Genomic DNA, 22,482 nt, shown 5'->3' on the forward strand with positions numbered 1-22,482 from the left:
GGTGGGGTCGCACGGCCCCGGCGCACGCAGGGCGCGTCGGGCGGTTGGTCGCGTCGCTCGGGTCAGTCGCGGTGCAGCGTGCGGCCGCAACGCGGGCAGTGGGCCCGGGCGCAGATGTCGAGCTGCTGGCCGCAGGTGCAGCTGCGGGACGTCGATCCGGTGGCCCGTGTCAGGGTGGGCCGCTTCTCGGTGGTGCTTCGCACGGTCTTCATGGTCCTGGTACTCCTGGTTTCCCCTCGGCTCTTCCATGGAACCGACGAGACCGGCGCTCATGACGGCAAAACACGCCGAATAGCCCGAACGGGTCACGCGAAACGACCTGATCGGTCCTGGCGCCCCGCAGCCGTCCGGCGCCGGGCCGGTCAGCCGGGTCAGGTGCCGCCGCCCGGCCGGCCCACCTGGTCGAGCTGTCCGAGGAGGTCCTCGATGAGGGCGTCGAGGTCACCGGTGTCGCCGCCGGTCAGGCCCTCGAGCCCACCCAGCCCGCCGAGCCCGCCGAGCCCGCCGTCATCGGCGCCCGGCCGGACGTCGAGGTCCCGGTCGCCGTGGCTGCCCTGCATCCACCGGCGCCAGAGCCGGTCGAACGACGGCTCGTCGAGCGCCGCACCCAGGGCGTCGCGGAGCTGGTCGGAGGTCAGCATGGCGAACGCGTGCTCCTCCGTGACCGTGCCGAGCGCGCTCGCGACCCGGTCGGGGCCGTAGCGCTCCTCCAGCGCGCGGTAGAAGGCGGCGGCCTTGCCGTAGACGAGACCGGCGTACTGGAACGACGAGTCGTAGTCGCTGGTCGCGCGGTCGGCCCGGCCGTCGGCGTCACGGAGCATCCGCATCTGCTCGTAGCCGCTGTCGATGTGGGTGTCGCAGAGCTCGTCGACCTCGTCGGGCGGCGCGTCCTGCAGCTCGCGGAGGACGAGGCAGGCGGAGTACTGGGCCAGCGGCTCGTCGACGACCGGTGCGAGCACCGAGTCGTTGCCGACGATGACGTGCCACCACTCGTGGCCGACCTCGTGGGCGATCGTCCAGGCCCGCATGGTCTCGAGCATCCGGCCGGTGTCGCCGCCGACCATCCCACCGAGTCCGCCCGCTCCCCCGCCCAGCAGGTCCTCGAGACCCTCCATGCCTTCCATGCCCTCGAGCCCCTCCAGGCCGCCGAGGCCGCCGAGCAGGTCCTCGAGGTCGCCGAGGCCGGGGACGCCGCCGGCGAACAGCGCCGGCTCGATCCACGTGGCGCCGGGCCACTCCATGCCTCCCACGCCCGAGCCCAGCGGGGCGGAGACCACCTCGAACTCGCGCCAGGGGTAGGCGACGAAGTGGTCGGACAGCACCTCCAGCGCGCCGGCCGCTTCGTCGAGCACGCCGGCCAGCTCGGCCTGCGCGGCGGGCGGTCCGTAGGCACGCACGGTGACGCCGTCGAGGTCGCCGACGAGGGTGCGCTCCTCGACGTCGTACCCGCGGAGGAGGTTCACGACGAGGTCGTTCATGCCGTAGCCCTCGGACGTGACGGTGGTGGTGCCGTCCTCGGACGCCTCGCCGGTGCGGACCCCGCCGTCGACGACGGTCCAGGCGCTGGGGACGGACAGCCGCATCCGGATGAGCGCGGCCGGTGAGTTGCCGATGTCGCCGACACCGCGCGGGTCGGGCTCGGCGCTGCCGCCGTCGGGGATCCAGAGCGGGAACCAGTGGCCGAGGTTCCAGGCGTCGGCGGTGCGGGACAGCAGCCCGATGTCGGCCGGCCCGCCCATGCCGCCGAGCATGTCGAGCAGGCCGCCACCGCCCTCCGAGACCGGCAGGGTGTACGAGAACGGCACGGTCACGCCGACGCGGTCACCGTGCCCGTCGGGAAGAGGCACCGTGACGAGGGCGTCGTCGACGGTCGCGTCGGCAGGCTCGCCGTCGACCTCGACGTCACCGATCGCGGCCTTCGCCTCGAAGTCGGGCACGCCCGGGAACCAGCGCAGCAGCACCTCGTCGGCCTCGCCCACGAGGAGCGAGAGCCGCACCGTGCCGGACACCTCACCGGAGCCCGGCCGCACGTCGGCCTCGACGTCGTAGGTCGGGGCGTCGTCCGCGAGGCCCGCCGCCTCGGCGAGCTCGACCCCGGCGGGCGTCATCGACACGGCCGCGTCCCAGCGAGCGACACCCGAGGCGGGGTCGAGCTCGTCCCCCTCGGACCCGCCGAGCAACGAGCAGCCGGCGAGCGACGACGCCGCCAGGAGAGCGGCGAGGAGGGCGGGGACGGTGCGCGTCATGCAGCCATGATGGCAAGGGGCGCCCCCGCGCGTGGCCCGTCATCCACAGGTCCCGCCGGGTCAGCCCCGGAGGTCGTGTGCATGCGGAAACCCGTTGGCGGTACGGCGACCCGCTCCCGGAGACTTGCCCGCATGATCCCGAGCACCTGGGCCCCGCACCGGCGGGCCGACGACGGGGAGGTCGTCGGCTACCTGGCACCCGCCGAGGACGTGACCGACTCCGACCTGGTCGTCCCGATGTCGCTGCTCGGCCACCCGCTCGGCGAGCCGGCGGACGAGTGGGAGGCCGCCGACGTGCTCGAGCGCACCGGCCTGTCGATGCTCGCGGACCAGTGGCGCTACACCTCCGACGGCGCCGAGATCCGGGTGCGGATCGTGTCGGTGACGCCGTCGCACGTGGTGCTCAAGCACGAGGACTTCGGCGACATGTCGCACGACTACGGTCGGAACTTCACCCTCGCCCTACCCGCGGGAGACGTCCTCCGCCGGGCATGAAAGCGAGTTTCGAGCCGCGTCGGACTTGATTACGCGCGTGACCTGTGAGACGGATGGTAAAGGCGCCGATTCGGCGGTGCCGCGGTCCGCGGACCGTCCAACCAACTCCTCTGGGGGAGATTCCATTGCGCAAGAAGATCGCCTACGGCTCTGCCGTCGCCGTCCTCGCCGCCCTCGCGGTGAGCAACCCGGTCGTCGCCGACGCCGCCCGCAAGATCGGCGGCGAGGACATCCGCAACGGCAGCGTCGGGTCGGCCGACATCAAGAACTCGACGATCAAGAGCAAGGACGTCGCCAAGGACACCCTGAAGTCCTGGGACATCGCCGACAACCACATCCAGGGCAAGGACGTGAAGGACGGCTCGCTCACCGCGGCCGACTTCAAGGCGGGTGAGCTGCCGGTGACGGCGTACGCCCGGGTCACGGGCGGCGCGACGCCGGCGCTCGACGACGCCCGCACGCAGAAGGTGGCGTCGCTGAACCGCACCGGCCCCGGGGTCTACTGCCTCGAGCTGGCCAGCGGGGTCGACCGCAGCGTGGCGATCCTGGCCCAGGTCGAGCACGCCACCGGCTCCGGCAACAAGACGGCCCAGCCGTCCGGCAACTGCGGCGCCAACGGCGTCCAGGTCACCACCGAGGCGCAGTCGGTCAACGGCACCGCCATCGAGTCCGCTCCGTCGAACGACGTGTCGTTCACGGTGCTGGTGCCCTGACGCAGCACGACACGCACGGCACGCGCGCGCCCCGGCCCTCCTGCGGCCGGGGCGCGCGCGTGTCCGGGTCAGGCCCAGAGCGCGTGGTACGCGTTCAGGGCCGGCTGCCCGCCGAGGTGCGCGTAGAGCACGGTGGCGTCGCGCGGGATCTCCGCGCTGCGCACCAGGTCGATGAGGCCGGCGAGGGACTTCCCCTCGTAGACCGGGTCGGTGATCATCGCCTCGAGCTCCGCGCCGAGGCGCATCGCCTCCATCGTCGAGTCCACGGGGATGCCGTACAGGTCGCCCGCCCAGCCCTCCAGCACGGTGATCTCGTCGTCGCGGAGGTCACGGCCCAGCTCGATCAGCTCGGCGGTGTGCCGCGCGATCCGGGCGACCTGGTCGGTCGTCTTGGCCAGCGTGGCGGAGGCGTCGATGCCGATGACGCGGCGCCGTACACCGGTCTGCTCCTCGAGGGCCGCGAACCCGGCGATCATCCCGGCGTGCGTCGAGCCGGTGACCGTGCAGACCACGATCGTGTCGAAGTGCACGCCGAGCGCCTTCTCCTGCTCGGCCACCTCGAACGCCCAGCTGGCGAACCCCAGCCCGCCGAGCGGGTGCTCGCTCGCGCCCGCCGGGATCGGGTACGGCGTGCCGCCCGCCTCCTCGACCTCGCGGATCGCGTCCTCCCACGACTGCCGGATGCCGATGTCGAAGCCCGCGGGATCGAGCCGCACGTCGGCGCCCATCATCCGCGACAGCAGGATGTTGCCGACCTTGTCGTTGACCGGGTCGTCCCAGGGCACCCACTTCTCCTGGACGAGCCGCGCCTTGAGGCCGAGGTGCGCGGCGACGGCGGCGACCTGGCGGGTGTGGTTGCTCTGCACTCCCCCGATCGACACGAGCGTGTCGGCGCCGCTGGCCAGCACGTCGGGGACGATGTACTCCAGCTTGCGCACCTTGTTGCCGCCGTACGCCAGCCCGCTGCTGACGTCCTCGCGCTTGGCCCAGACGTCCGCGCCGCCGAGGTGCTCGGTGAGCCGGGCGAGGCGGTGGACCGGGCTCGGCCCGAAGGTGAGGGGGTGGCGGGGGAACTCGTGGAGCTTCATGAGGCCTCTTCGTCGCTGATGTCGGGCAGGTCGTGCAGGGAGTGCCAGGTCTCGTGCGCGACCTCGGCGGCGCGCTCGGTGTCGCGGGCCGCGCACAGGTCGACGAGCGCGACGTGGCGGTCGACCGAGGCCCGACCGGCGTCGGAGGAGAACCGCAGCCGTTCGAGGCGGCGCAGCACGGGGGTGTACTGGTCGAGCACCGTCGCCGCGGCGGCGTTGCCCGCCACGTCCACGGGTACGGCGTGGAACTCGTCGTCGGCGGCGAGGGCGGCCTCGGTGTCCCCCGCCGCGAGGGCGGCGGCGAACCGGTCGTTGGCCGCTCGCATCGCGGCGAGGTCGTCGTCGGTCAGCCGGGCGACCGACTCGGCGACGGCGAGCCGGTGCATGGCCGCGACCACCGAGCGGGCGTCGCGGATCTCGGCCGGCTCGAGCGGCGCGACGGTCGTGGAGCGTCCCGGCCGGGCCTGGACCAGGCCGACCTGGCCCAGCCGCAGCAGCGCCTCGCGCACCGGGGTCCGGCTCACGCCGAGCCAGGTCGCCAGCTCCCCGTCGCGCAGCTGCTCCCCCGGCGCGAGCGTGCCGTCGACGATGGCGTCCCGGAGCCGGAGGTAGACACCGTCGCGCAGCAGGGTGCGCGGGATCCGGCGGTCGGAGTCGAGGGGGACGGGCACGCAATATATTGCACACCGCGAGGTCGGCCGGCGCAACCTCGCGTCCGAGGCGTGACACCGGGCCCGCCCCGGCGCATGGTGGTCAAGCGAGCGTTACCGCACTCCCGCGGTCGCCGCACTCTCCGAGGGGGCTCGCCACCATGCGCAGGAAGATCTCGTTCGCCGTCGCCACCGTCGCGGTCGCCGCCGTCGCCCTGACCAACCCGGTCGTGGCCGACGCGGCCCGGAGGATCGGGTCGGGCGACATCCGCAACGACAGCGTCCGCAGCAAGGACGTGCACAACGACACGCTCCGCTCCAAGGACATCCACGACGGCTCGATCAAGGCGAAGGACCTGCGGATCGGCGCGGGCTCGGTGTCGGCGTACGCCCGGGTCATCGCCACCGGCGTGGTGCCGACGCTCGACGCGGGTCGCACGAAGAACGTCGTGTCCGTGACGCGCGTGTCGACCGGCGTCTACTGCCTGGAGCTCGCCGCCGGCGTCAACCGCACGGTCGCGGTCGTGGCCGCGCCGGAGGGCGCGCTGGGCAACGCGAGCGCGCAGTGGACGAACGACTGCGGCACCAACGGCATCCAGGTGCAGACCGAGCGGCTCAGCGTCGGCGGCGGAGGCAACCTCAACAGCACGGTGGAGAACTCCGTCTCCTTCCACGTCCTCGTCCCCTGAGCGCGACCGGGCGGGAACCGGAGGCGCAACGACGAGGACGGCCGGACCCCACGGGGGTCCGGCCGTCCGTGCGTGGTGGCGCGGTCAGCGCAGGTCGAACCGGTCGGCCTCCATGACCTTGGCGAACGCGGCGACGAAGTCGGTGACGAACTTGTCGCGGGCGTCCTCGCTGGCGTAGACCTCCGAGAGCGCGCGCAGCTGGGAGTTCGACCCGAAGACCAGATCGACCGCGGTCGCGGTCCCCCGCAGGTCGCCGCTGCTGACGTCGCGGATCTCGTAGACGCCCTCCTCGGACTCCGACGCCTTCCACTGCGTGCCCGGGGACAGCAGGTTGACGAAGAAGTCGTTGGTGAGGGTGCCGGGCCGCTCGGTGAGCACGCCGTGCTCGGTGCCGCCGGCGTTGGCCCCGAGTGCGCGCAGGCCGCCGACCAGGACGGTCATCTCCGGGGCGGACAGGCCGAGCAGGTACGCCTTGTCGACCATCAGCGTCTCGGGCTGCAGCTTCTCGCCGGGACGGACCCAGTTGCGGAAGCCGTCGGCACGCGGCTCGAGGTACTGCGACGAGTCGACGTCGGTCTGCTCCTGCGTGGCGTCGGTGCGTCCCGGACGGAACGGCACGGTGACGTCGTGGCCGGCATCCTTCGCGGCCTTCTCGACCGCGGCGACACCGCCGAGCACGATCAGGTCGGCGAGCGACACCTGCTTGCCGCCGGACTGGGCGGCGTTGAACTCGTCGCGCACCCGGCCGATGGCTTCGAGGGCCGTCGCGAGCTGCTCCGGCTCGTTGACCGCCCAGCCGCGCTGCGGCTCGAGCGCGATGCGGGCGCCGTTGGCGCCGCCCCGCTTGTCGGTACGGCGGAACGTCGAGGCCGACGCCCACGCCGTCGTGACCAGCTGCGCGACACTGAGACCGCTGTCGAGCAGCTTCGCCTTCAGGGCCGTGACGTCCTGGTCGTCGACGAGCTCGTGGTCGACGGCCGGCACCGGGTCCTGCCACAGCTGCGGCTCGGGCACCCAGGGGCCGAGCAGGTGCGGACCCACCGGACCCATGTCGCGGTGGAGCAGCTTGTACCAGGCCTTGGCGAAGGCCAGCGCGAACTCGTCGGGGTTCTCCAGGAAGCGGCGCGAGATCTTCTCGTACGTCGGGTCCATCCGCAGCGACAGGTCGGTGGTGAGCATCGTCGGGCGGTGCTTCTTCGACGCGTCGTAGGGGTCGGGGATGATCTCCTCGGCGTCCTTGGCGACGTACTGCTTGCCGCCCGCGGGGCTCTCGGTGAGCTCCCACTCGTAGCCGAAGAGGATCTCGAAGAACCGGTTGCTCCACTGCGTGGGCTTGTCGGTCCAGGTGACCTCCAGGCCCGACGTGATCGTGTCGACGCCCTTGCCGGAGCCGTATGTGCTCAGCCAGCCGAGGCCCTGGTTCTCCAGCTCGCCGGCCTCGGGCTCCGGGCCGACGTGCGCGTCGGCGTCGCCGGCCCCGTGGGTCTTGCCGAAGGTGTGGCCGCCGGCGATCAGCGCGACGGTCTCCTCGTCGTTCATCGCCATCCGCTTGAAGGTCTCGCGGATGAACGCCGCGGCCTTGACCGGGTCGGGGTTGCCGGCAGGGCCCTCCGGGTTGACGTAGATGAGGCCCATCTCGGTGGCGCCGACCTCGGGCGCCATCTCGCCCTCGCCGACGTAGCGGTCCTCGCCGAGCCAGGCGTCCTCGGGACCCCAGATGATCTCCTCGGGCTCCCAGACGTCCTCGCGGCCGAAGGCGAACCCGTAGGTCTTGAAGCCCATCGACTCCAGCGCGACGTTGCCGGCGAGCACGAGCAGGTCGGCCCAGGAGACCTTCTGGCCGTGCTTCTGCTTGACCGGCCAGAGCAGGCGGCGTGCCTTGTCGAGGTTGGCGTTGTCGGGCCAGCTGTTCAGCGGCGCGAACCGCTGGCTGCCGTCGCCGGCGCCGCCGCGCCCGTCGTGGACGCGGTAGGTGCCGGCCGCGTGCCAGCTCAGCCGGATCATCAGGCCGCCGTAGTGGCCGAAGTCGGCCGGCCACCAGTCCTGGGGCGTGGTGAGCACGTCCACGATGTCCTGCTTGAGGGCCTCGACGTCGAGCTTCTGGAACTCCGTGCGGTAGCTGAACCCGCTGCCGAGCGGGTTGCCCGCCGGGTTGTGCGCGTGCAGCACCGTCAGGTCGAGCTGGTTGGGCCACCAGTCCTTGTTGGTGCTCGGGCGATGCGCCTTCGGGGTCGGCGAGTCGATCGCGGGGTTCTCGCTCTCGCTGCCCTGTGCGGTCGCTCCGTCGTGGGCGACGGGGCAGCCGCCGCCGGTCTGGTCAGACACGTGTTTCCCTTCCGTTCGTGTGGGTGCGGTTCAGGAGGCCTTGCAGTCGGGGCAGGTGCCCCAGTAGACGACCTCGGCCTCGTCGATCGTGAAGCCGTGGTCCTCGGACGCGGTCAGACAGGGGATCTCGCCGACGGCACAGTCGACGTCGGCGATGGCGCCGCAGGATCGGCACACGACGTGGTGGTGGTTGTCCCCCACCCGCGACTCGTAGCGCGCGACCGAGCCGGACGGCTGGATGCGGCGGACCAGTCCCGCCGCGGTCAACGCCCGGAGGACGTCGTACACGGCCTGGTGGGAGACCTGGCCGAGTCGGGCGCGGCTGGCGTCGAGGATCGCGTCGGTGTCGGCGTGCGGCAGCTCGTGCACGGCCGCCAGGACGGCGAGCCGGGGCTGCGTGACCCGGAGCTCGACCCCTCGCAGCAGGCCCGCGAGGTGCTCGTTCGTGGTCATGGCACGACCCTACCCATGATCTTGAACGAGTCAAGAAGAGGGGTAAGCCGCTCCCCTACGGAACCGGCGCCTCGCCGGGTGGTGCCGGGTTGTCGAAGAGGCCGGCGTCCCGGAGCAGGCGCAGCGCGTTGAGCAGCCCGGAGGTCAGCGGTGCCGCCAGGATGGCGCCCATCAGCCCGAACAGCAGGGTGCCAGCGGTGGTGGTGATCAGCACCACCAGCGGGTGCAGCCGCAGGGACCGTCCGAACGCGAAGGGCTCGAGCAGGTTCTGGATCGTGTTGTTGGCCAGCAGGACGATGGCCAGCATCGTGAGCGCGACGGGCAGCCCGTGCGCCCCGAGCGCGACGACGACGGCGAACCCGCCCGCGACGAACGCGCCGAAGTACGGCACGTACGACCCGATGAACGACACCAGCGCGATCGCGCCGGCATGGGGGACGTCCAGCACGAGGGCGCCGAGACCGACGACGACTGCGTTCGCCACGCCGAGCTCGGTGAGGCCGAGTGCGTAGCCGCGGAAGGCGTGCACGGTCCCCTGCATCACCTGCTCGGCCAGGCGTGGCGGCAGGGCGACGTGGCCGGCTGCCCAGGTGGTGAGCGGCTCCCAGTCCTTGAGCAGGAACAGCAGCATGAACGTGCCCAGGACGATCCCGACGAGCACCGCGGCCACCGAGGAGATCGCCGAACCGAGCCAGCCGACCAGCAGGGCGCGCATCGCACCCCGCAGGACGCCGCCGAGCGCAGCACCCCGGCTGGTCTCGGGGTCGACCTGGTCGCTCGCGGACTCCAGCCCGGTCGCGACGTCCTGCCAGATGTCGGCGCTCTCGTCGAGGAGGACCAGGATCACGAGAACCGCGACGACCACGACGAGCGAGAGCCCCAGGAGCAGGACGAGGGCAGCCCCGAGCCAGCGCGGAACGTGCCAGAGCTGCAGCCGGTCGACGACCGGCACGAGGACCGCCGCCAGGACCGCGGCGAGGACGAGCGGGATCAGCAGCGGCGTGACGCGCGCCAGGAGGAGCAGGACGATCCCGACCAGGACGACGACGCCCACGATGAGCCACGCCCCGAGGCCGAGGACGCGCAACCACGACGGCAGCTCCAGGTGCACGATCTCCTGGCCCGCCGCCGTCGCCGCGCGCCGTGCACGCCGTACGGCGTCCTCACGCTCCTCCTCGGTCACGTCGCCGTCAGCCCGTGCCGTCGGAGGGCGACGTCGACGGTGATCCCGTCGTCGTCGACGCTGCCGAGGGGGACGGCTCGGGGGACGGGACGGCGTCGCGGATGTCCGCGAGCACCTGCCCGGCGGTGGCGATGGCTTCCTCGAGCGCGGCCAGGGTCGCGGGGTCGACGGCGCCGGTCTGCTTCACCCCGAGCTCCTTCTGGAACCGGGTCAGCGCCTCGGTGAGCTCCGGGGTCCACTCCCCGTCGACCGGGCCGTCCCAGTAGCCGGCCAGCTTCAGGGTCTGCTGCACGGCGGCGGTGCTCGCCACTGCTTCCTGGGCCGCCGCACCACCGGCCTTCGACAGGTCCGACTGGAGGGCGGCCTGGGTCGCCTTGTCGACGGCACCGGTCACCGGGAGGTCGTGCTCCCTCTGCACGGACTCGACGGCCTCGACCGTGGCCGGGCCGTACGCACCGTCGACCGGTCCGTCGTAGTAGCCGGCCTGCTCCAGGGACTGCTGGAGTCGCTTCGTGTAGTCGTGCACGGCTGCCTGGGCCTGCTGCTCCTCCTCGGGGGTCAGGCAGCCCGCGTCCACGACCAGCCCCATCCACGCGACCTCGAGCGCGACGGCGGCGGCGTTGAGCTCCCGGGTCGCCTGTGCCAGCGGGGTGCTGTCGGTGACCGCGTTCACGGCCGCGTCGAGATCGGCCTCCGCGGCCTCGACCTGGTTGACCGTCGAGGCCGGTACCAACGGTGAGGCTGACGGCTCGCTCTCCGGCGTGGCGTTCGAGTTCGTGGCCTTCTGACCGTTCTTGGCGCGCTTGAGAGCCGCCTTCGCGTCCGCCAGGTCCTGTTCGGCGTCGGCCACCCCCTGGTGGGCGTCGACGGCGGTCTCGGCCGCCGCGAGGGCCTCTCCCCCGGGAGCCGCCAGGTCCGTCCCGGCGTCCCGGACGTCGCCCACCGTGGGAGCGGTCGAGTGGAGGATGTCGCCGTAGCGGTCGAGGGCGACGACATAGCTGCGGGAGGACCCGCAGAACGCGCTCGATGCCTCCTCGAACGCGCTCCGGGCGTCGGTCAGCGCCTGCTGCTTGAGGGTCACCTGAGCCTCGGCGCGCTGCACCTGCTGCTCGGGATCGCCGCTGCCGCAGCCCGCAGCCGAGAGGGCGATGGCCATGGCCACCGCGCAGACACGTTCCCGTCGTGCGCGCATCGCGGCACCCCTCTCCCGTGAGCGGGTGCGGACTCCCGGCGGGGCGCTCGAGCAGACGCTAGAGAGACCGGAGCCGCTGCGGCGTCACCCGGGAAGGGTGACGGCCGCCCGCACCTGGTCGATCATCGACGCCTCACGCTGGCTCACCTGCTCGGCGCCGAACCCCATGAACCCGCCCTCCTTGGCAGCGTTCGCGGCTGCCTGGGCGACCTCGACCATCCACCGGCCGAACGCCTCCGCCTCCCCCGGCTCGGCCTTGGCCGCGACCAACGCCTGCACGGTGCGCAGCTCGTCGACCACCTGGTCGCCGGCCGGCCCGGAACCCTCGGGCTTGAACCCCTTCAGCGGGTTCTGATGCTCCTGCACCATGGCCTGGAGGTCGAGCGCGACGTCCGAGAGCAGCTGCTCGCGGCTGGGCGGGTTGGTGGCGGCCTTGAGGCTCGCCATGCTCTCCTTGGCCGCCTCGATCGGGCCGCCGGGATCGGCGAGGGTGATCGCGGCCCCCGCCACGAACGGCGCACGCACGATCCGGGCCCAGTCCTGCTCGTCGAAGTCGCTCTTCGCGGTCACGGTTCCTCCTCTGGTCCAGGCGCTTTCCTGGGCGCACCCACGCGGCGGATGACCAGCGCCGACTGGTCGCGACGGTCACCCGGCCCCGGCGTCGCGGGGCTCACCCAAGAAGGGTGACCGGCCGCCGTGCACCACCGGTTAAGTGTGGTGCAGGCGAGACATGGGAGGGCGCATGGACGGGGTACGCCGTCGCTTCGCCGCCTCGGTGGCACTGATCAGCGCCTCGGGGTTGCTGGCTGCCTGCGCGACCGAGGGCGGCTCCGGCACGACGCTGACCTGGTACATCAACCCCGATGCGGGGGGCCAGGAGAAGGTCGCGGAGAACTGCAGCACCGACGACTACACGATCGCGGTGCAGGTCCTGCCGCAGAGCGCCAGCGAGCAGCGCATCCAGCTCTCGCGGCGACTCGCGGCGGAGGACCCCGAGATCGACATCATGAGCATCGACCCGCCCTACACGGCGGAGTTCGCGAACGCCGGTTTCCTCGCCCCGATCCCCGACGACCTGCAGTCCAGGTTGGAGAAGCAGTCCTTCAAGGGCGCGGTAGACGCAGCCGTCTGGGACGGCCGGCTCGTCGTCGCACCGTTCTGGTCCAACACCCAGGTGCTCTGGTACCGCAAGTCGTTCGCCGAGAAGGCCGGCATCGACATGACGCAGCCGGTCACCTGGGACCAGCTCACCGAGACCGCCGCGGACAACGGCGGCACGGTGGCGGTGCAGGCCAACAAGTACGAGGGCTACTCGGTGTGGATCAACGCCCTGATCTCCGGTGCCGGCGGCGAGATCGCGACCAACACCGACCGAGGGATCAACCTGACCGTCGACGTCGCCTCCCCCGCGGGCGAGGACGCGGCGAGCATCATCGAGAGGCTCGCGGCGTCCCCCGCCGCACCGGCCGACCTGTCGGTCTCGAACGAGGGCACGGCGGGCGGCACGTTCGGCGGGCCGGAAGGGGCGTTCATGGTCAACTGGACCTACATCTGGACGAACTACGACGCCACCCAGCCCGAGGTGAAGGACGACCTCGGTTTCGCCCGGTACCCGCGGTCCACGGAGGGTGAGGACTCCCGCCCGCCGTACGGCGGCATCGGCGTCGGCGTGAGTGCCTACTCGCAGCACGTCGACGAGGCGATGCAGGCGATCGAGTGCATCACCTCGCCCGACAACCAGGGTGTGAACGCGGAGATCACCGGCAACATGCCGGCCAGCGCTGCCGGCTACGACTACCCGGCGCTGGCCAAGATCTACCCCCCACGGCTGCTCGCGCTGTTCCAGGAGAGCCTCGACGCGGCGGCGCCTCGCACCGTCACGCCGTACTGGAGCGACATCTCCGGCGCGCTCCTGGCCTCCTGGCACCCGCCCGACACCGTCCGGGCGCAGACGCCGCCGGACTCGCAGCAGCTGATCGAGGACGTGCTGCACGGAAGGAGCCTGCTGTGAGCACCGCGACCGCGGGGGTCAAGGCCACTGGGAAGACCGTCACCAAGAAGCGGAGCGACCGGGCACGGTCCGAGAACCGGCTGGGTCAACGCCTCGTGGCGCCGGCCGTGGTCGTGATGCTGGCCGTCACGGCGTGGCCGATGATCCAGGCCCTCTACCTCTCGTTGTTCCGGTACCGGCTCACGTCACCCGACGACAAGGATTTCATCGGCCTCAGCAACTACGGGACGGTGCTCACCGACCAGCTGTTCTGGCAGGACACCTTCAACACGCTCCTGATCATGGTGGTCACGGTCGCGGTGGAGCTGGTCATCGGCTTCGCGTTCGCGATGGTGATGCACCGCATCGTGTTCGCCCGCGGCGCCGTGCGCACGTCGATCCTGATCCCCTACGGCATCATCACCGTGGTCTCGGCGTACGCCTGGCAGTTCGCGTTCAGCCTCAACAACGGCTGGGTCAACTCATGGTTCGCCTGGCTGCCCTGGCTCGAGCCGGACACGAACTGGTTCGGTAGCCACTGGCCGGCGATGTTCGCGATCATGATCTCGGAGATCTGGAAGACGACGCCGTTCATGGCGCTCCTGCTGCTGGCAGGACTGGCCCAGATCTCCGAGGACATGATCGAGGCGGCCAAGGTCGACGGCGCCACCTGGTGGCAGCGGCTCTTCAAGGTGATCCTCCCGAACATGAAGGCCGCGATCATGGTCGCGGTGCTGTTCCGGGCGCTCGACGCCTTCCGCATCTTCGACAACATCTACGTGATGACCAAGGGTGCCCAGGACACCGAGTCGTCGTCGTTCCTGACCTATCGACAGGTGATCGAGCAGATGCAGCTCGGTCTCGGGTCGGCTCTCTCGGTGCTGCTGTTCATCTCGGTGCTGCTGCTGGCCTTCCTGATCGTCAAGCTCTTCAAGGTCGACCTGGCGCAGGCGAGGGGTGAGGGCTGATGGGCGAGACACGGGCCAAGATCGGCACCTGGCTGGGCTTCCTGCTCATCCTCGTGTGGTGCCTCCTCCCGGTCGTCTGGATCATCTCGCTGTCCTTCAAGGGGCCGACGGAGACCGCCGCCGGCAGCCCGCAGTTCCTGCCGAAGGAGCCGACGCTCCAGAACTACTCGGACATCATCGACAACCCGGACTTCAAGGACTCGCTGATCAACTCGTTCGGCATCGCGGCGATCTCGACGTTCCTGTCCGTGATCCTGGCGACGCTCGCGGCGTACGCGATCGCCCGTCTCGACTTCAAGGGCAAGCGGTTGGTGCTGTCGATCGCGCTGGCGATCGCGATGTTCCCGGTGGTCGCGCTCGTGGGACCGCTGTTCGACCTGTGGCGGACGCTCGGCCTGTTCAACACCTGGCCGGGCCTGATCATCCCGTACATGTCGTTCACGCTGCCGCTGGCGATCTGGACCTTGTCGGCGTTCTTCCGCGAGATCCCGTGGGAGATGGAGCAGGCCGCCCAGGTCGACGGTGCGACCTCGTGGCAGGCGTTCCGCAAGGTGATCGTGCCGCTCGCGGCACCCGGCGTGTTCACCGCGGCGATCCTGACGTTCTTCTTCGCCTGGAACGAGTTCGTGCTCGCGCTCTCGCTGACCTCGACGACCCAGGCGCGCACGGTCCCGGCGCAGCTGTCGTTCTTCGTCGGCCCCGACCCGTTCAACCCGCCGTACGGACAGCTGGCCACCGCCTCCGTGGTGGTCACCGTCCCGATCATCGTCATCGTCCTGCTGTTCCAGCGAAAGATCGTCGCCGGACTCACGTCCGGCGCTGTGAAGGGGTGAGCCGGTTGGCTGCCATCGACATGAAGAACATCGTCAAGGAGTACGGCGACGGGTTCCTGGCGGTGAACGACGTCAGCATCGACGTGCAGGACGGAGAGTTCATGATCCTCGTCGGGCCGTCCGGCTGCGGGAAGTCGACCCTCCTTCGGATGATCGTCGGCCTCGAGGACATCACCGGGGGCGAGATGATGATCGGCGACAAGCTGGTCAACGACCTGGCACCGCGGGACCGGAACCTCGCCATGGTGTTCCAGAACTACGCGCTCTACCCGCACCTGACCGTCTACGAGAACATCGCGTTCCCGCTGCGGCTGGCCCACGTCCCCGACGCGGAGATCGACAGGAAGGTGCGCGACGCGTCGAAGACCCTGGAGCTCGACGAGCACCTCGACCGGAAGCCGGGCAACCTCTCCGGCGGTCAGCGCCAGCGCGTGGCGATGGGCCGCGCGATCGTCCGCGAGGCCGACGCGTTCCTGTTCGACGAGCCGCTGTCGAACCTCGACGCCAAGCTCCGCGGGCAGATGCGCACCGAGATCACGCGTCTGCAGAAGCGGCTCGGCATCACCACGGTCTACGTCACCCACGACCAGACCGAGGCGATGACCCTGGGCGACCGGGTCGCGGTGCTCAAGCGTGGCGTGCTGCAACAGCTCGCGACCCCGCGCGAGCTCTACGAGAACCCCTGCAACCTCTTCGTGGCCGGCTTCATCGGCTCGCCGCCGATGAACTTCCTGCCGGCGACCGTCGAGGGCAACACCGTCAAGCTGCCGTTCGGCGCCGTGGACGTGCCGCCCGAGCGGGCGGAGAAGGCTGCCGGCAAGGGGCTGCTGATGGCCGGCATCCGCCCGGAGAACTTCGAGGACGCGTCGGTGCGCACCGACAAGGGCGGGGGGTCGACGTTCCGGGCGGAGGTCGACGTCGTCGAGTGGCTCGGCAACGAGACCTACGCCTACATCCCCTACGAGGCGCCGCCCGAGGTCGAGGCCCAGCTGCGCCAGCTCGAGCGGGACCTCGACGGGGAGACCATGCACACCCAGCTCGTCGTGTCGCTCGACGGCTCCAGCCGGATCAAGGCCGGCGAGGACGCCGAGATCTGGGTCGACGGGCGCAAGGTCCAGCTGTTCGACCCGGCCTCCGGCGACAACCTCACCGTCGACCTCGACAACGCCGGCCGGATCCCCGTGCACGGGACCCAGCAGGCTGCGCAGTCGGGCGCGGCGGGCTAGCGCGGCCCGGCCCTCCGGCAGCGGCGCGACGAGACCATCGCCGGGGTTCCGCTCCAGAACGGTCTCTACGCCGCTGCGGCGGCCGCGATCCTGTACGCCGTCTTCGGCACCTGCCGACAGATCTCGCTGGGCCCGAGCGCCGGACTGGCCGCGGTGGCCGCCGGCGCGGTCATCGCGGCGGGTATCACGGGCGAGGCCGAGGTGGCGACGTTCGTCGCAGGGATCAGACCGCCACATCGTCCAAGCGGACCTCCTGACGGGTGATGTCAGGCGCTCCGCTCCAGGCCTGTCGCCGCGATCTGCCGAGTGAGCCCGGCGATGTCTTCGAGGTGCCAGGCATCGGCGAGCTTCCCGTCCCGGACGCGGTAGATGTCGATGTACCCGAAGTCGACGGCCCGTCCGGTCGGTTCCTGGCCGAAGAAGCTGCCGCTGTGCGTGCCCTTGATGCGTCCGTAGCCAACGACGTCCTGTCCATCTGCCACCACCTTCTCGAGACTGATTCGAAGGTCGGGAAAGCCCTGTCGGTAGCCAGCGACGGCGTAGAGCAGCCCGTCGATGCCGGGTGCCGCGCCTGGCGGCGGGGTGTGATCAACGATGTCGGCGTGCACCAGTCGGCGCAGCGTGCCGTCGTCCCCGGCGGCGAAGGCCGCCATGAACTCGTGCAGCAGGTCCTCGTTCTCGCGTCCCATGGCGTCTGTCCCCTTCATTGTCAGGTGGTGGGGGCTCGGCGGGCTGTGATGAGCCACGCGGCGCATCCGAAGGCAACGCCGTCGGGGGTCTCGTGCTGGACGAGGAGGTCGCTCAGACGGGTCATGGCCTTTTCGGCGTCTGTCGGCTCCAGGTCACGAACGGTCCATCCGAGCAGGTCGCGAAGGATCGGGAAACCCTCGTCGGCGTCGCGCCCGAAGTACATCGGCGTGTCGAGCGGCTGGAGTGCGACCTCGTCGAACCCGGCGACGGTCAGGATCCTCGTCGTGTTCGCCGGATCGGCGTGGCGGAACGGGGTCGGCGCGTCGGCCGGAGGGGCGGGTAGAGGCGCATCGGGGGTCAGGGCGCCGAACAGGGAGGCGATCCATTCGTTCTCACGTGCCGTCCGCCAGGAGACCATGGCCAATCGACCGCCGGGGCGCAGCGCACGTGCGATGTTGCGGAACGCGGCAACCTGGTCGGCGAAGAACATGGCACCGGTGCGGCTGATAGCCACGTCGAACGCGGCGGACCTGAACGGATGGACCTGAGCGTCACCCTGAACGAAGCTGGCGTTCGTCAGACCCTCGCGCTCCGCAGCCGCCTCTGCGACGCGGATCATCGGCAGCGAGAGGTCGATCCCGAGCGCCGTCCCCCGAGAGGCACACCGGGCAGCCTCACGTGCGCACTCGCCGTTGCCGCAACCGATGTCGAGTACCCGGTCGCGGGCACCGATGTCGGCCGCCTCCATCAGCGGTCGGTGCAGCCGGCGGATCGACCGGTCGTAGAACTCCGGGTGAGCGGCCCAGTGCCTCCCCTCGTCGCCGTTCCAGGCGGCGTACTGCTCCTCGTTGCCCGCGGCCAGGCCGCCGTCCACGGCGCCGGGCTGGTCCTGCATCCGTCGGATGGTGGTCATCGGAGCCTCGGTTGGATAATCTCAATGGGACTATCCAGAAATACTCTCAAGGAGACCATGTGTCAAGGGTGGAGCGGGCCCCTGCACTGACCACCACATCGTTCGCGATCCTGGGCCTTCTGGCGATCCAGCCCTGGACGACCTACGAGCTGGCCGTGCAGATGGAACGCACCCTCAACCGGGTCTGGCCGCGGGCGCGCAGCCGGCTCTATGAAGAGCCGAAGAAGCTGGTCGCGCATGGGCTCGCCACCGCGACCAAGGAGTCCGTCGGACGTCGACCGCGCACGGTCTACACCATCACCGACCAGGGCCGCGCGGCGCTGGCGGAGTGGCTACAGAGCCCTGGCGAGGGCCCCAGCCTCGAGTTCGAGCAGCACCTCAAGCTCTTCTTCGCCGACTTCGGCACCCGGGAGGACGCACTGGCGGGCCTTGCCGCGTCGCGCGCCTGGGCCGAGCAGCAGCTCGACGTGTTCATCGAGTCGGCGCGCGCATACCTGGCCGGAGAAGGAGAGTTTCACCAGAGGTCGGCGGTGACCTCTGTCGGCGCGAGGTTCCTGGTCGACTTCTACGACCTCGTCGACCGATGGGCCGCATGGGCAACCGAGGTCGTCCAGGAATGGCCGGACGACCCGAGCCGCGCGGACCCGACCCTGGCCATCGATCACTACATCCTGCAGCTGGCCCAGCAGCGGGCAAGCCGACTCGCGGAAACCAGTGACCCTCCTCCGGCAACGGCAAAGCGGGACCGATAAAAGCGGCTCGGGATTGCCTACTCTCGAATGGTGGCGGCGGTGAGAATGCCGAACCTGGCCGTCGTCAGGCCTGCCTGCGAAGGGGCATGAAAACGGGCCCCGACCTGCGTGAACAGATCGGGGCCCGGCCGGTCGGGCTGACAGGATTTGAACCTGCGACCCCTTGACCCCCAGTCAAGTGCGCTACCAAGCTGCGCCACAGCCCGATGCCCTCGTTCAGACGCTCCGGGCGGAGCGGCTCGAGGGCGTGTGAACCCTACCGCAACGACTCCCCCGCCCCCGAATCGGGAGGGTGGGCTCAGCGGACCTGCGCGCTGTCGCGCGAGACCTTCAGCGACGAGGTGTCGACGGCGACGAAGGCGGACGCCGGGATCTGCTTGAGGTCGCTGATCAGCCGGTCGGACCACTTCTTGTGCTGCTCGCCCTGGAAGTACCACGGCGACCCGTTGTCGGCGAGCACGAGGCCGTAGGTCTTCATCGCCTTCACCACCGCCTTGGCGCCGGCGCCGAGCCCTGCGGGCTGCCACGAGGACCTCAGCCGGAAGCGGGCGCCCATCGGCGGGTAGTCGCGGCTGTCCTGCGAGCCGGCGTCGTGCCTGGCGGGCCAGAGGTGGTGCCGCGAGGTGACGTCGGTGGTGAACCGGATCGCGTGGTTCACCCGGCGCGCCTTGACCTCGTTGTGGCGCAGCAGACCGGGCAGGATCGGCAGCCCGGCGGCGTCGGCAGAGGTCCAGGTGTCGGGGCGCAGCTTGTTGCTGGTCAGCTTCCAGGTGGCGCCGGATCCGGCGACCCAACGGTTGCCGGTCACGCGGGTGTTCCAGGTCTCGTACAGGCGGCAGGTGGACTGGTCGACGACGACGGCGTGCTTGTCGCCCGAGGAGTCGCGGCCGCCCTCGATGCGGGTGTCGTCGCCGAACGGGTAGCCGACGTGGTCGCTCTCGTCGGCGTAGTCGAACTTGACGTCGACCTTCGGGTGTCCGCCGCCGACGACGGTGACCGGGATGCCGTAGTCGGGCCCGTCGCCGTACGACGGACCGAAGTCGGGGTGCAGGTCACGGTCGGTCGACATGTGCGACAGCCACGCGCGGCTGCGCGCGTGCACGGGCAGGTCGCTGACGTCGGCGCGCCACCAGCTGTCCTTCGGGAACGTCGAGCAGCCCGTGCCGGCGACCGGCCGGGCGTCGGCGGGCGAGTGCAGCGCCGCGGCGCCGGCCACCCCGGTCGAGACGACGAGGACGGCGGCCAGCGCGCGACGGAGCATCTACTTCTTGCCCTTCTTCCGGGGCCGCTGCTCCAGGTGGATCGGCGACCCGGTGAAGCCGAACTCCTCGCGGAGCCGGCGCTCGATGTAGCGGAGGTAGCCCGCCTCGAGCATGCCGGAGGTGAACAGCACGAACGTCGGCGGCTCCGTCGACACCTGCGTGCCGAACAGGACCTTGGGCTGCTTGCCGCCGCGCACCGGGTGCGGGTGCTCGGCGACGAGCCTCCCGAGGAAGGAGTTCAGGGCGCCGGTGCCGACCCGGGTCGACCAGCCCTCGAGGGCGGCGTCGAGCGCCGGGACGAGACGGTCGACGTGCCAGCCGGTGCGGGCGGTGATGTTGACGCGCGGGGCCCACTGCACGCGGACGAGCTCGCGCTCGATCTCGCGGTCGAGGTAGTAGCGGCGCTCCTCGTCGACGAGGTCCCACTTGTTGAACGCGATGACCAGCGCCCGACCGGCCTCGGCGACCTGGGTGATGATCCGCAGGTCCTGCTCGGAGATCGGTTGCGAGCCGTCGACGACCATCACGCAGACCTCGGCGCGCTCGACGGCGCCGGCGGTGCGCAGGCTGGCGTAGTACTCGTGGCCCGACGCCTCCTTGACCCGCTTGCGGATGCCCGCGGTGTCGATGAAGCGCCACGTGCGGCCGCCGAGCTCGACCAGCTCGTCGACCGGGTCGACCGTGGTGCCGGCGGCGTCGTCGACGACCGCGCGGTCCTCCTTGGCGAGCTTGTTCAGCAGCGAGGACTTGCCGACGTTGGGCTTGCCGACGATCGCGACGCGGCGGGGACCGCCGACCTCGGCGAAGGACTCCGGCGGGGTCTCGGGCAGCGCGGCCAGGATCGCGTCGAGCATGTCGCCGGAGCCGCGGCCGTGCAGGGCGGAGACGGGGTACGGCTCCCCCAGCCCGAGGTTCCACAGGCCGTAGGCCTCGGCCTCGGCGCGCTGGTCGTCGACCTTGTTGGCGGCGAGGATGACCGGCTTCTTGGCCTTGCGGAGGATGCGCACCACGGCCTCGTCGGCGTCGGTGATGCCGACGGTCGCGTCGACGACGAAGAGCACGGCGTCGGCCACGGACACGGCCACCTCGGCCTGGGCAGCGATCCGCTCGGCGAGGCCCCTGGCGTCGGGGTCCCAGCCGCCGGTGTCGACCACGGTGAACCCGCGGCCGTTCCAGGTGGCGTCGTACGAGATCCGGTCGCGGGTCACGCCCGGGACGTCCTGCACGACCGCCTCGCGGCGGCCGATGATCCGGTTGACCAGCGTCGACTTGCCGACGTTGGGGCGCCCGACGACGGCCAGGACCGGGGTCGGGCCGGTGGGTTCGTCGGTGCCGTCGAGGTCGGTCGGCTGGGGGTCGGTGGTCATGCTTCTTCGTTCCTTCGGGAGACGCCGCGGGCGTCCCGTACGTCGTGCTCGGTGATCATCGGCAGCGGTCCGGGGAGGTCCCGGCCGGTGACGGCCTTCGCCTCAACGAGGTGCTCGACGAATCTGTTCCGCAGCTCGGCCGTGGTGCGGCGCACGTCCGCCTGGGTCCGGGGCCACGGGTGCGCCTCCCAGTACACCGGTTCGCCGTACACGAAGTCGAATCGCGCCCCCTTGTCGGGGATCGAGTCGGTGTGCCCGCCGGGGTGACGCGTGCCGAACATCACCAGCGGCACCACCGGCGCGCCGGTCACGAGGGCGAGGTAGGCGGCGCCGGTGTGCACGTGGCGCATCTCGCCGTCGCCGCGGGTGCCTTCGGGGTAGATGCCGACCACTCCCCCGGCGCGCAGCACGCGCACGCACCGCTTGACCGCCTCCGGGTCGACGTCGTAGCGCGACAGCGGCACCTGGCCGACCGCGAGCAGGAACCGGCCGGTGCGGCCCTCGAACATCTCCTTCTTGGTCAGCGCGTGGACGGGCCGCGGGGCGAAGGCGCCGAGCAGCGGCCCGTCGAGCAGGCCGATGTGGTTGGAGGCGATGATCGCGCGGCCGCTGCGCGGGACGTGCTGCTCGCCGTGGACGCGGACGTCGTAGCGCCGGCGGAAGTACGCCCGCGCCACCGGACGCAGAGCACGCAGCAGCCGGACCGGCGGCAGCGGCACCTCGTCGGTGCGCAACGGGTCGGTCGTCACGGCTCCAGGGCCTGCTCGACGAGCGCGACGACCTGGGCGATCACCTCGTCGAGGGTGTACGGCGTGGTGTCGATGTGGTGCGCGTCGTCCGCCATGGTCAGCGGCGCCGTCGCGCGGCCCGAGTCGATCCTGTCCCGGCGGAGCAGGTCGGCCTGGGTGGCCTGGACGGTGGAGCCGGCCATCTCGGCGGTGCGCCGGGTGGCGCGTGCCTCGGGGTCGGCGGTGAGGTAGACCTTCACGTCGGCGTCCGGCGCCACCACGGTGCCGATGTCGCGGCCCTCCACGACGATGCCGCCGCTGCCGATGATGTCGCGCTGCTCGCGCAGCAGTCGTTCACGGACCTCCGGGACGACGCTGACCTGGCTCACCGACGAGGTGACCTCCTGGGTGCGGATCGCGGCGGCGACGTCGGTGCCGTCGACGGTGATCGTGGGTGCCTGCGGGTCGGTGCCGGACACCATCAGGGGCGCGTCGACGCGGGCCGCGACGGCTGCCGGGTCGTCGACGTCGACGCCCTGCTGCAGCATCCACCAGGTCATCGCCCGGAACATCGCGCCGGTGTCGAGGTAGCGCAGGCCGAGCCGGGTCGCGACGCCTCGCGAGGTGCTCGACTTGCCGGAGCCGGACGGTCCGTCCATCGCCACCACGACCTGCGAGAGGCGGCTGGTCGAGCTCGTCGAGACCACGGGTATCTGCTC

The 22,482-nt window shown here is 71.1% G+C and carries 24 protein-coding genes and 1 tRNA gene; 9 read left to right on the plus strand and 16 right to left on the minus strand.

Annotated features, from left to right (window positions below):
- Positions 1-62: 62 nt before the first annotated feature.
- Together ETU37_RS13730 and ETU37_RS13735 are read right to left on the minus strand one after the other, a co-directional pair.
- The gene (locus tag ETU37_RS13730; RefSeq protein ID WP_129987889.1) at positions 63-203 is read right to left on the minus strand and encodes a transposase; all 141 of its coding nucleotides are present in this window, start codon (positions 201-203) and stop codon (positions 63-65) included.
- Positions 204-371: 168 nt separating this feature from the next.
- Entirely contained in the window at positions 372-2,246 is a 1,875-nt protein-coding gene (locus ETU37_RS13735) for a M1 family aminopeptidase (protein WP_129987890.1), read from the minus strand.
- Positions 2,247-2,378: 132 nt separating this feature from the next.
- Here ETU37_RS13735 and ETU37_RS13740 point away from each other — a divergent pair, with 132 nt between their 5' ends.
- Entirely contained in the window at positions 2,379-2,741 is a 363-nt protein-coding gene (locus ETU37_RS13740; RefSeq protein ID WP_129987891.1) for a hypothetical protein, read from the plus strand.
- Between the two features lie 125 nt (positions 2,742-2,866).
- Positions 2,867-3,454 (plus strand): hypothetical protein, encoded by a 588-nt coding sequence (locus ETU37_RS13745; RefSeq protein WP_129987892.1) that lies wholly within the window; start codon positions 2,867-2,869, stop codon positions 3,452-3,454.
- A 68-nt stretch (positions 3,455-3,522) separates the two neighbouring features.
- Here ETU37_RS13745 and ETU37_RS13750 read toward each other — a convergent pair whose 3' ends face one another.
- Positions 3,523-4,542: a 1-aminocyclopropane-1-carboxylate deaminase gene (locus ETU37_RS13750; protein ID WP_129987893.1), complete on the minus strand. Its 1,020-nt coding sequence runs from the start codon at positions 4,540-4,542 to the stop codon at positions 3,523-3,525.
- A complete protein-coding gene (locus ETU37_RS13755; RefSeq protein ID WP_129987894.1) occupies positions 4,539-5,213 on the minus strand; it encodes a GntR family transcriptional regulator in 675 nt (224 codons plus the stop codon). Before ETU37_RS13755 ends, ETU37_RS13750 begins: the two co-directional genes overlap by 4 nt.
- 140 nt (positions 5,214-5,353) lie before the next feature.
- On the opposite strand from ETU37_RS13755, the gene ETU37_RS13760 reads away from it, so the two are divergent.
- A complete protein-coding gene (locus ETU37_RS13760; protein WP_129987895.1) occupies positions 5,354-5,881 on the plus strand; it encodes a hypothetical protein in 528 nt (175 codons plus the stop codon).
- 84 nt (positions 5,882-5,965) lie between these two features.
- Here ETU37_RS13760 and katG read toward each other — a convergent pair whose 3' ends face one another.
- From katG to ETU37_RS13785, 5 genes are all read right to left on the minus strand, one after another.
- Entirely contained in the window at positions 5,966-8,206 is a 2,241-nt protein-coding gene (katG, locus tag ETU37_RS13765) for a catalase/peroxidase HPI (RefSeq protein ID WP_129987896.1), read from the minus strand.
- 30 nt (positions 8,207-8,236) lie between these two features.
- Positions 8,237-8,659 (minus strand): Fur family transcriptional regulator, encoded by a 423-nt coding sequence (locus ETU37_RS13770; protein ID WP_129987897.1) that lies wholly within the window; start codon positions 8,657-8,659, stop codon positions 8,237-8,239.
- Positions 8,660-8,714: 55 nt separating this feature from the next.
- Positions 8,715-9,842 carry an AI-2E family transporter gene (locus tag ETU37_RS13775; protein ID WP_129987898.1) on the minus strand — a complete coding sequence of 376 codons (1,128 nt, stop codon included), beginning with the start codon at positions 9,840-9,842 and terminating at the stop codon, positions 8,715-8,717.
- A 7-nt stretch (positions 9,843-9,849) separates the two neighbouring features.
- The gene (locus ETU37_RS13780; protein ID WP_240755725.1) at positions 9,850-11,034 is read right to left on the minus strand and encodes a peptidoglycan-binding domain-containing protein; all 1,185 of its coding nucleotides are present in this window, start codon (positions 11,032-11,034) and stop codon (positions 9,850-9,852) included.
- Positions 11,035-11,118: 84 nt separating this feature from the next.
- A complete protein-coding gene (locus ETU37_RS13785) occupies positions 11,119-11,604 on the minus strand; it encodes a hypothetical protein (protein WP_129987899.1) in 486 nt (161 codons plus the stop codon).
- Between the two features lie 172 nt (positions 11,605-11,776).
- Here ETU37_RS13785 and ETU37_RS13790 point away from each other — a divergent pair, with 172 nt between their 5' ends.
- The 5 genes from ETU37_RS13790 to ETU37_RS23970 are packed head-to-tail and all read left to right on the plus strand — an operon-like array spanning position 11,777 to position 16,315.
- The gene (locus ETU37_RS13790) at positions 11,777-13,045 is read left to right on the plus strand and encodes an extracellular solute-binding protein (protein WP_165372520.1); all 1,269 of its coding nucleotides are present in this window, start codon (positions 11,777-11,779) and stop codon (positions 13,043-13,045) included.
- Positions 13,042-13,992 carry a carbohydrate ABC transporter permease gene (locus ETU37_RS13795; protein WP_129987901.1) on the plus strand — a complete coding sequence of 317 codons (951 nt, stop codon included), beginning with the start codon at positions 13,042-13,044 and terminating at the stop codon, positions 13,990-13,992. Before ETU37_RS13790 ends, ETU37_RS13795 begins: the two co-directional genes overlap by 4 nt.
- Complete coding sequence (locus ETU37_RS13800; protein WP_129987902.1) at positions 13,992-14,825, plus strand: carbohydrate ABC transporter permease; 834 nt, start codon at positions 13,992-13,994, stop codon at positions 14,823-14,825. The genes ETU37_RS13795 and ETU37_RS13800 overlap by 1 nt, the downstream gene beginning before the upstream one ends.
- Positions 14,826-14,830: 5 nt before the next feature.
- Complete coding sequence (locus ETU37_RS13805; protein WP_129987903.1) at positions 14,831-16,051, plus strand: ABC transporter ATP-binding protein; 1,221 nt, start codon at positions 14,831-14,833, stop codon at positions 16,049-16,051.
- Between the two features lie 36 nt (positions 16,052-16,087).
- Positions 16,088-16,315 carry a SulP family inorganic anion transporter gene (locus tag ETU37_RS23970; RefSeq protein ID WP_206053938.1) on the plus strand — a complete coding sequence of 76 codons (228 nt, stop codon included), beginning with the start codon at positions 16,088-16,090 and terminating at the stop codon, positions 16,313-16,315.
- Positions 16,316-16,317: 2 nt separating this feature from the next.
- Here ETU37_RS23970 and ETU37_RS13815 read toward each other — a convergent pair whose 3' ends face one another.
- Positions 16,318-16,740, minus strand: coding sequence for an ester cyclase (locus tag ETU37_RS13815; protein ID WP_165372521.1), 423 nt, complete (start codon positions 16,738-16,740; stop codon positions 16,318-16,320).
- Positions 16,741-16,760: 20 nt separating this feature from the next.
- Positions 16,761-17,636, minus strand: a complete 876-nt coding sequence (locus tag ETU37_RS13820; protein WP_129987905.1) for a class I SAM-dependent methyltransferase — start codon at positions 17,634-17,636, stop codon at positions 16,761-16,763.
- Between the two features lie 86 nt (positions 17,637-17,722).
- Here ETU37_RS13820 and ETU37_RS13825 point away from each other — a divergent pair, with 86 nt between their 5' ends.
- Positions 17,723-18,406, plus strand: a complete 684-nt coding sequence (locus ETU37_RS13825; protein WP_240755726.1) for a PadR family transcriptional regulator — start codon at positions 17,723-17,725, stop codon at positions 18,404-18,406.
- Between the two features lie 132 nt (positions 18,407-18,538).
- Here ETU37_RS13825 and ETU37_RS13830 read toward each other — a convergent pair.
- The 5 genes from ETU37_RS13830 to cmk all read right to left on the minus strand — a co-directional run bounded on the left by ETU37_RS13830 (position 18,539) and on the right by cmk (position 22,470).
- Positions 18,539-18,612: transfer RNA gene (locus tag ETU37_RS13830), tRNA-Pro, on the minus strand.
- Positions 18,613-18,704: 92 nt separating this feature from the next.
- A complete protein-coding gene (locus tag ETU37_RS13835; protein ID WP_129987907.1) occupies positions 18,705-19,667 on the minus strand; it encodes a hypothetical protein in 963 nt (320 codons plus the stop codon).
- Positions 19,668-21,035, minus strand: a complete 1,368-nt coding sequence (gene der, locus ETU37_RS13840) for a ribosome biogenesis GTPase Der (protein WP_129987908.1) — start codon at positions 21,033-21,035, stop codon at positions 19,668-19,670.
- Positions 21,032-21,784, minus strand: coding sequence for a lysophospholipid acyltransferase family protein (locus ETU37_RS13845; protein WP_129987909.1), 753 nt, complete (start codon positions 21,782-21,784; stop codon positions 21,032-21,034). The genes der and ETU37_RS13845 overlap by 4 nt, the downstream gene beginning before the upstream one ends.
- Positions 21,781-22,470 carry a (d)CMP kinase gene (gene cmk / locus ETU37_RS13850; RefSeq protein ID WP_240755727.1) on the minus strand — a complete coding sequence of 230 codons (690 nt, stop codon included), beginning with the start codon at positions 22,468-22,470 and terminating at the stop codon, positions 21,781-21,783. Before cmk ends, ETU37_RS13845 begins: the two co-directional genes overlap by 4 nt.
- Positions 22,471-22,482 lie beyond the last annotated feature (12 nt).

It is taken from the genome of Nocardioides iriomotensis, assembly GCF_004168035.1.
GTDB classification, from domain to species: domain Bacteria; phylum Actinomycetota; class Actinomycetes; order Propionibacteriales; family Nocardioidaceae; genus Nocardioides_B; species Nocardioides_B iriomotensis.

Bases quoted from the DNA above. Each gene is read 5' to 3' on its own strand.
- ETU37_RS13735 (WP_129987890.1), bottom strand. From the start codon at position 2,246: ATGACGCGCACCGTCCCCGCCCTCCTCGCCGCTCTCCTGGCGGCGTCG.
- ETU37_RS13740 (WP_129987891.1), top strand. From the start codon at position 2,379: ATGATCCCGAGCACCTGGGCCCCGCACCGGCGGGCCGACGACGGGGAG.
- ETU37_RS13750 (WP_129987893.1), bottom strand. From the start codon at position 4,542: ATGAAGCTCCACGAGTTCCCCCGCCACCCCCTCACCTTCGGGCCGAGC.
- ETU37_RS13760 (WP_129987895.1), top strand. From the start codon at position 5,354: ATGCGCAGGAAGATCTCGTTCGCCGTCGCCACCGTCGCGGTCGCCGCC.
- ETU37_RS13770 (WP_129987897.1), bottom strand. From the start codon at position 8,659: ATGACCACGAACGAGCACCTCGCGGGCCTGCTGCGAGGGGTCGAGCTC.
- ETU37_RS13780 (WP_240755725.1), bottom strand. From the start codon at position 11,034: ATGCGCGCACGACGGGAACGTGTCTGCGCGGTGGCCATGGCCATCGCC.
- ETU37_RS13790 (WP_165372520.1), top strand. From the start codon at position 11,777: ATGGACGGGGTACGCCGTCGCTTCGCCGCCTCGGTGGCACTGATCAGC.
- ETU37_RS13800 (WP_129987902.1), top strand. From the start codon at position 13,992: ATGGGCGAGACACGGGCCAAGATCGGCACCTGGCTGGGCTTCCTGCTC.
- ETU37_RS13815 (WP_165372521.1), bottom strand. From the start codon at position 16,740: ATGGGACGCGAGAACGAGGACCTGCTGCACGAGTTCATGGCGGCCTTC.
- ETU37_RS13820 (WP_129987905.1), bottom strand. From the start codon at position 17,636: ATGCAGGACCAGCCCGGCGCCGTGGACGGCGGCCTGGCCGCGGGCAAC.
- ETU37_RS13835 (WP_129987907.1), bottom strand. From the start codon at position 19,667: ATGCTCCGTCGCGCGCTGGCCGCCGTCCTCGTCGTCTCGACCGGGGTG.
- der (WP_129987908.1), bottom strand. From the start codon at position 21,035: ATGACCACCGACCCCCAGCCGACCGACCTCGACGGCACCGACGAACCC.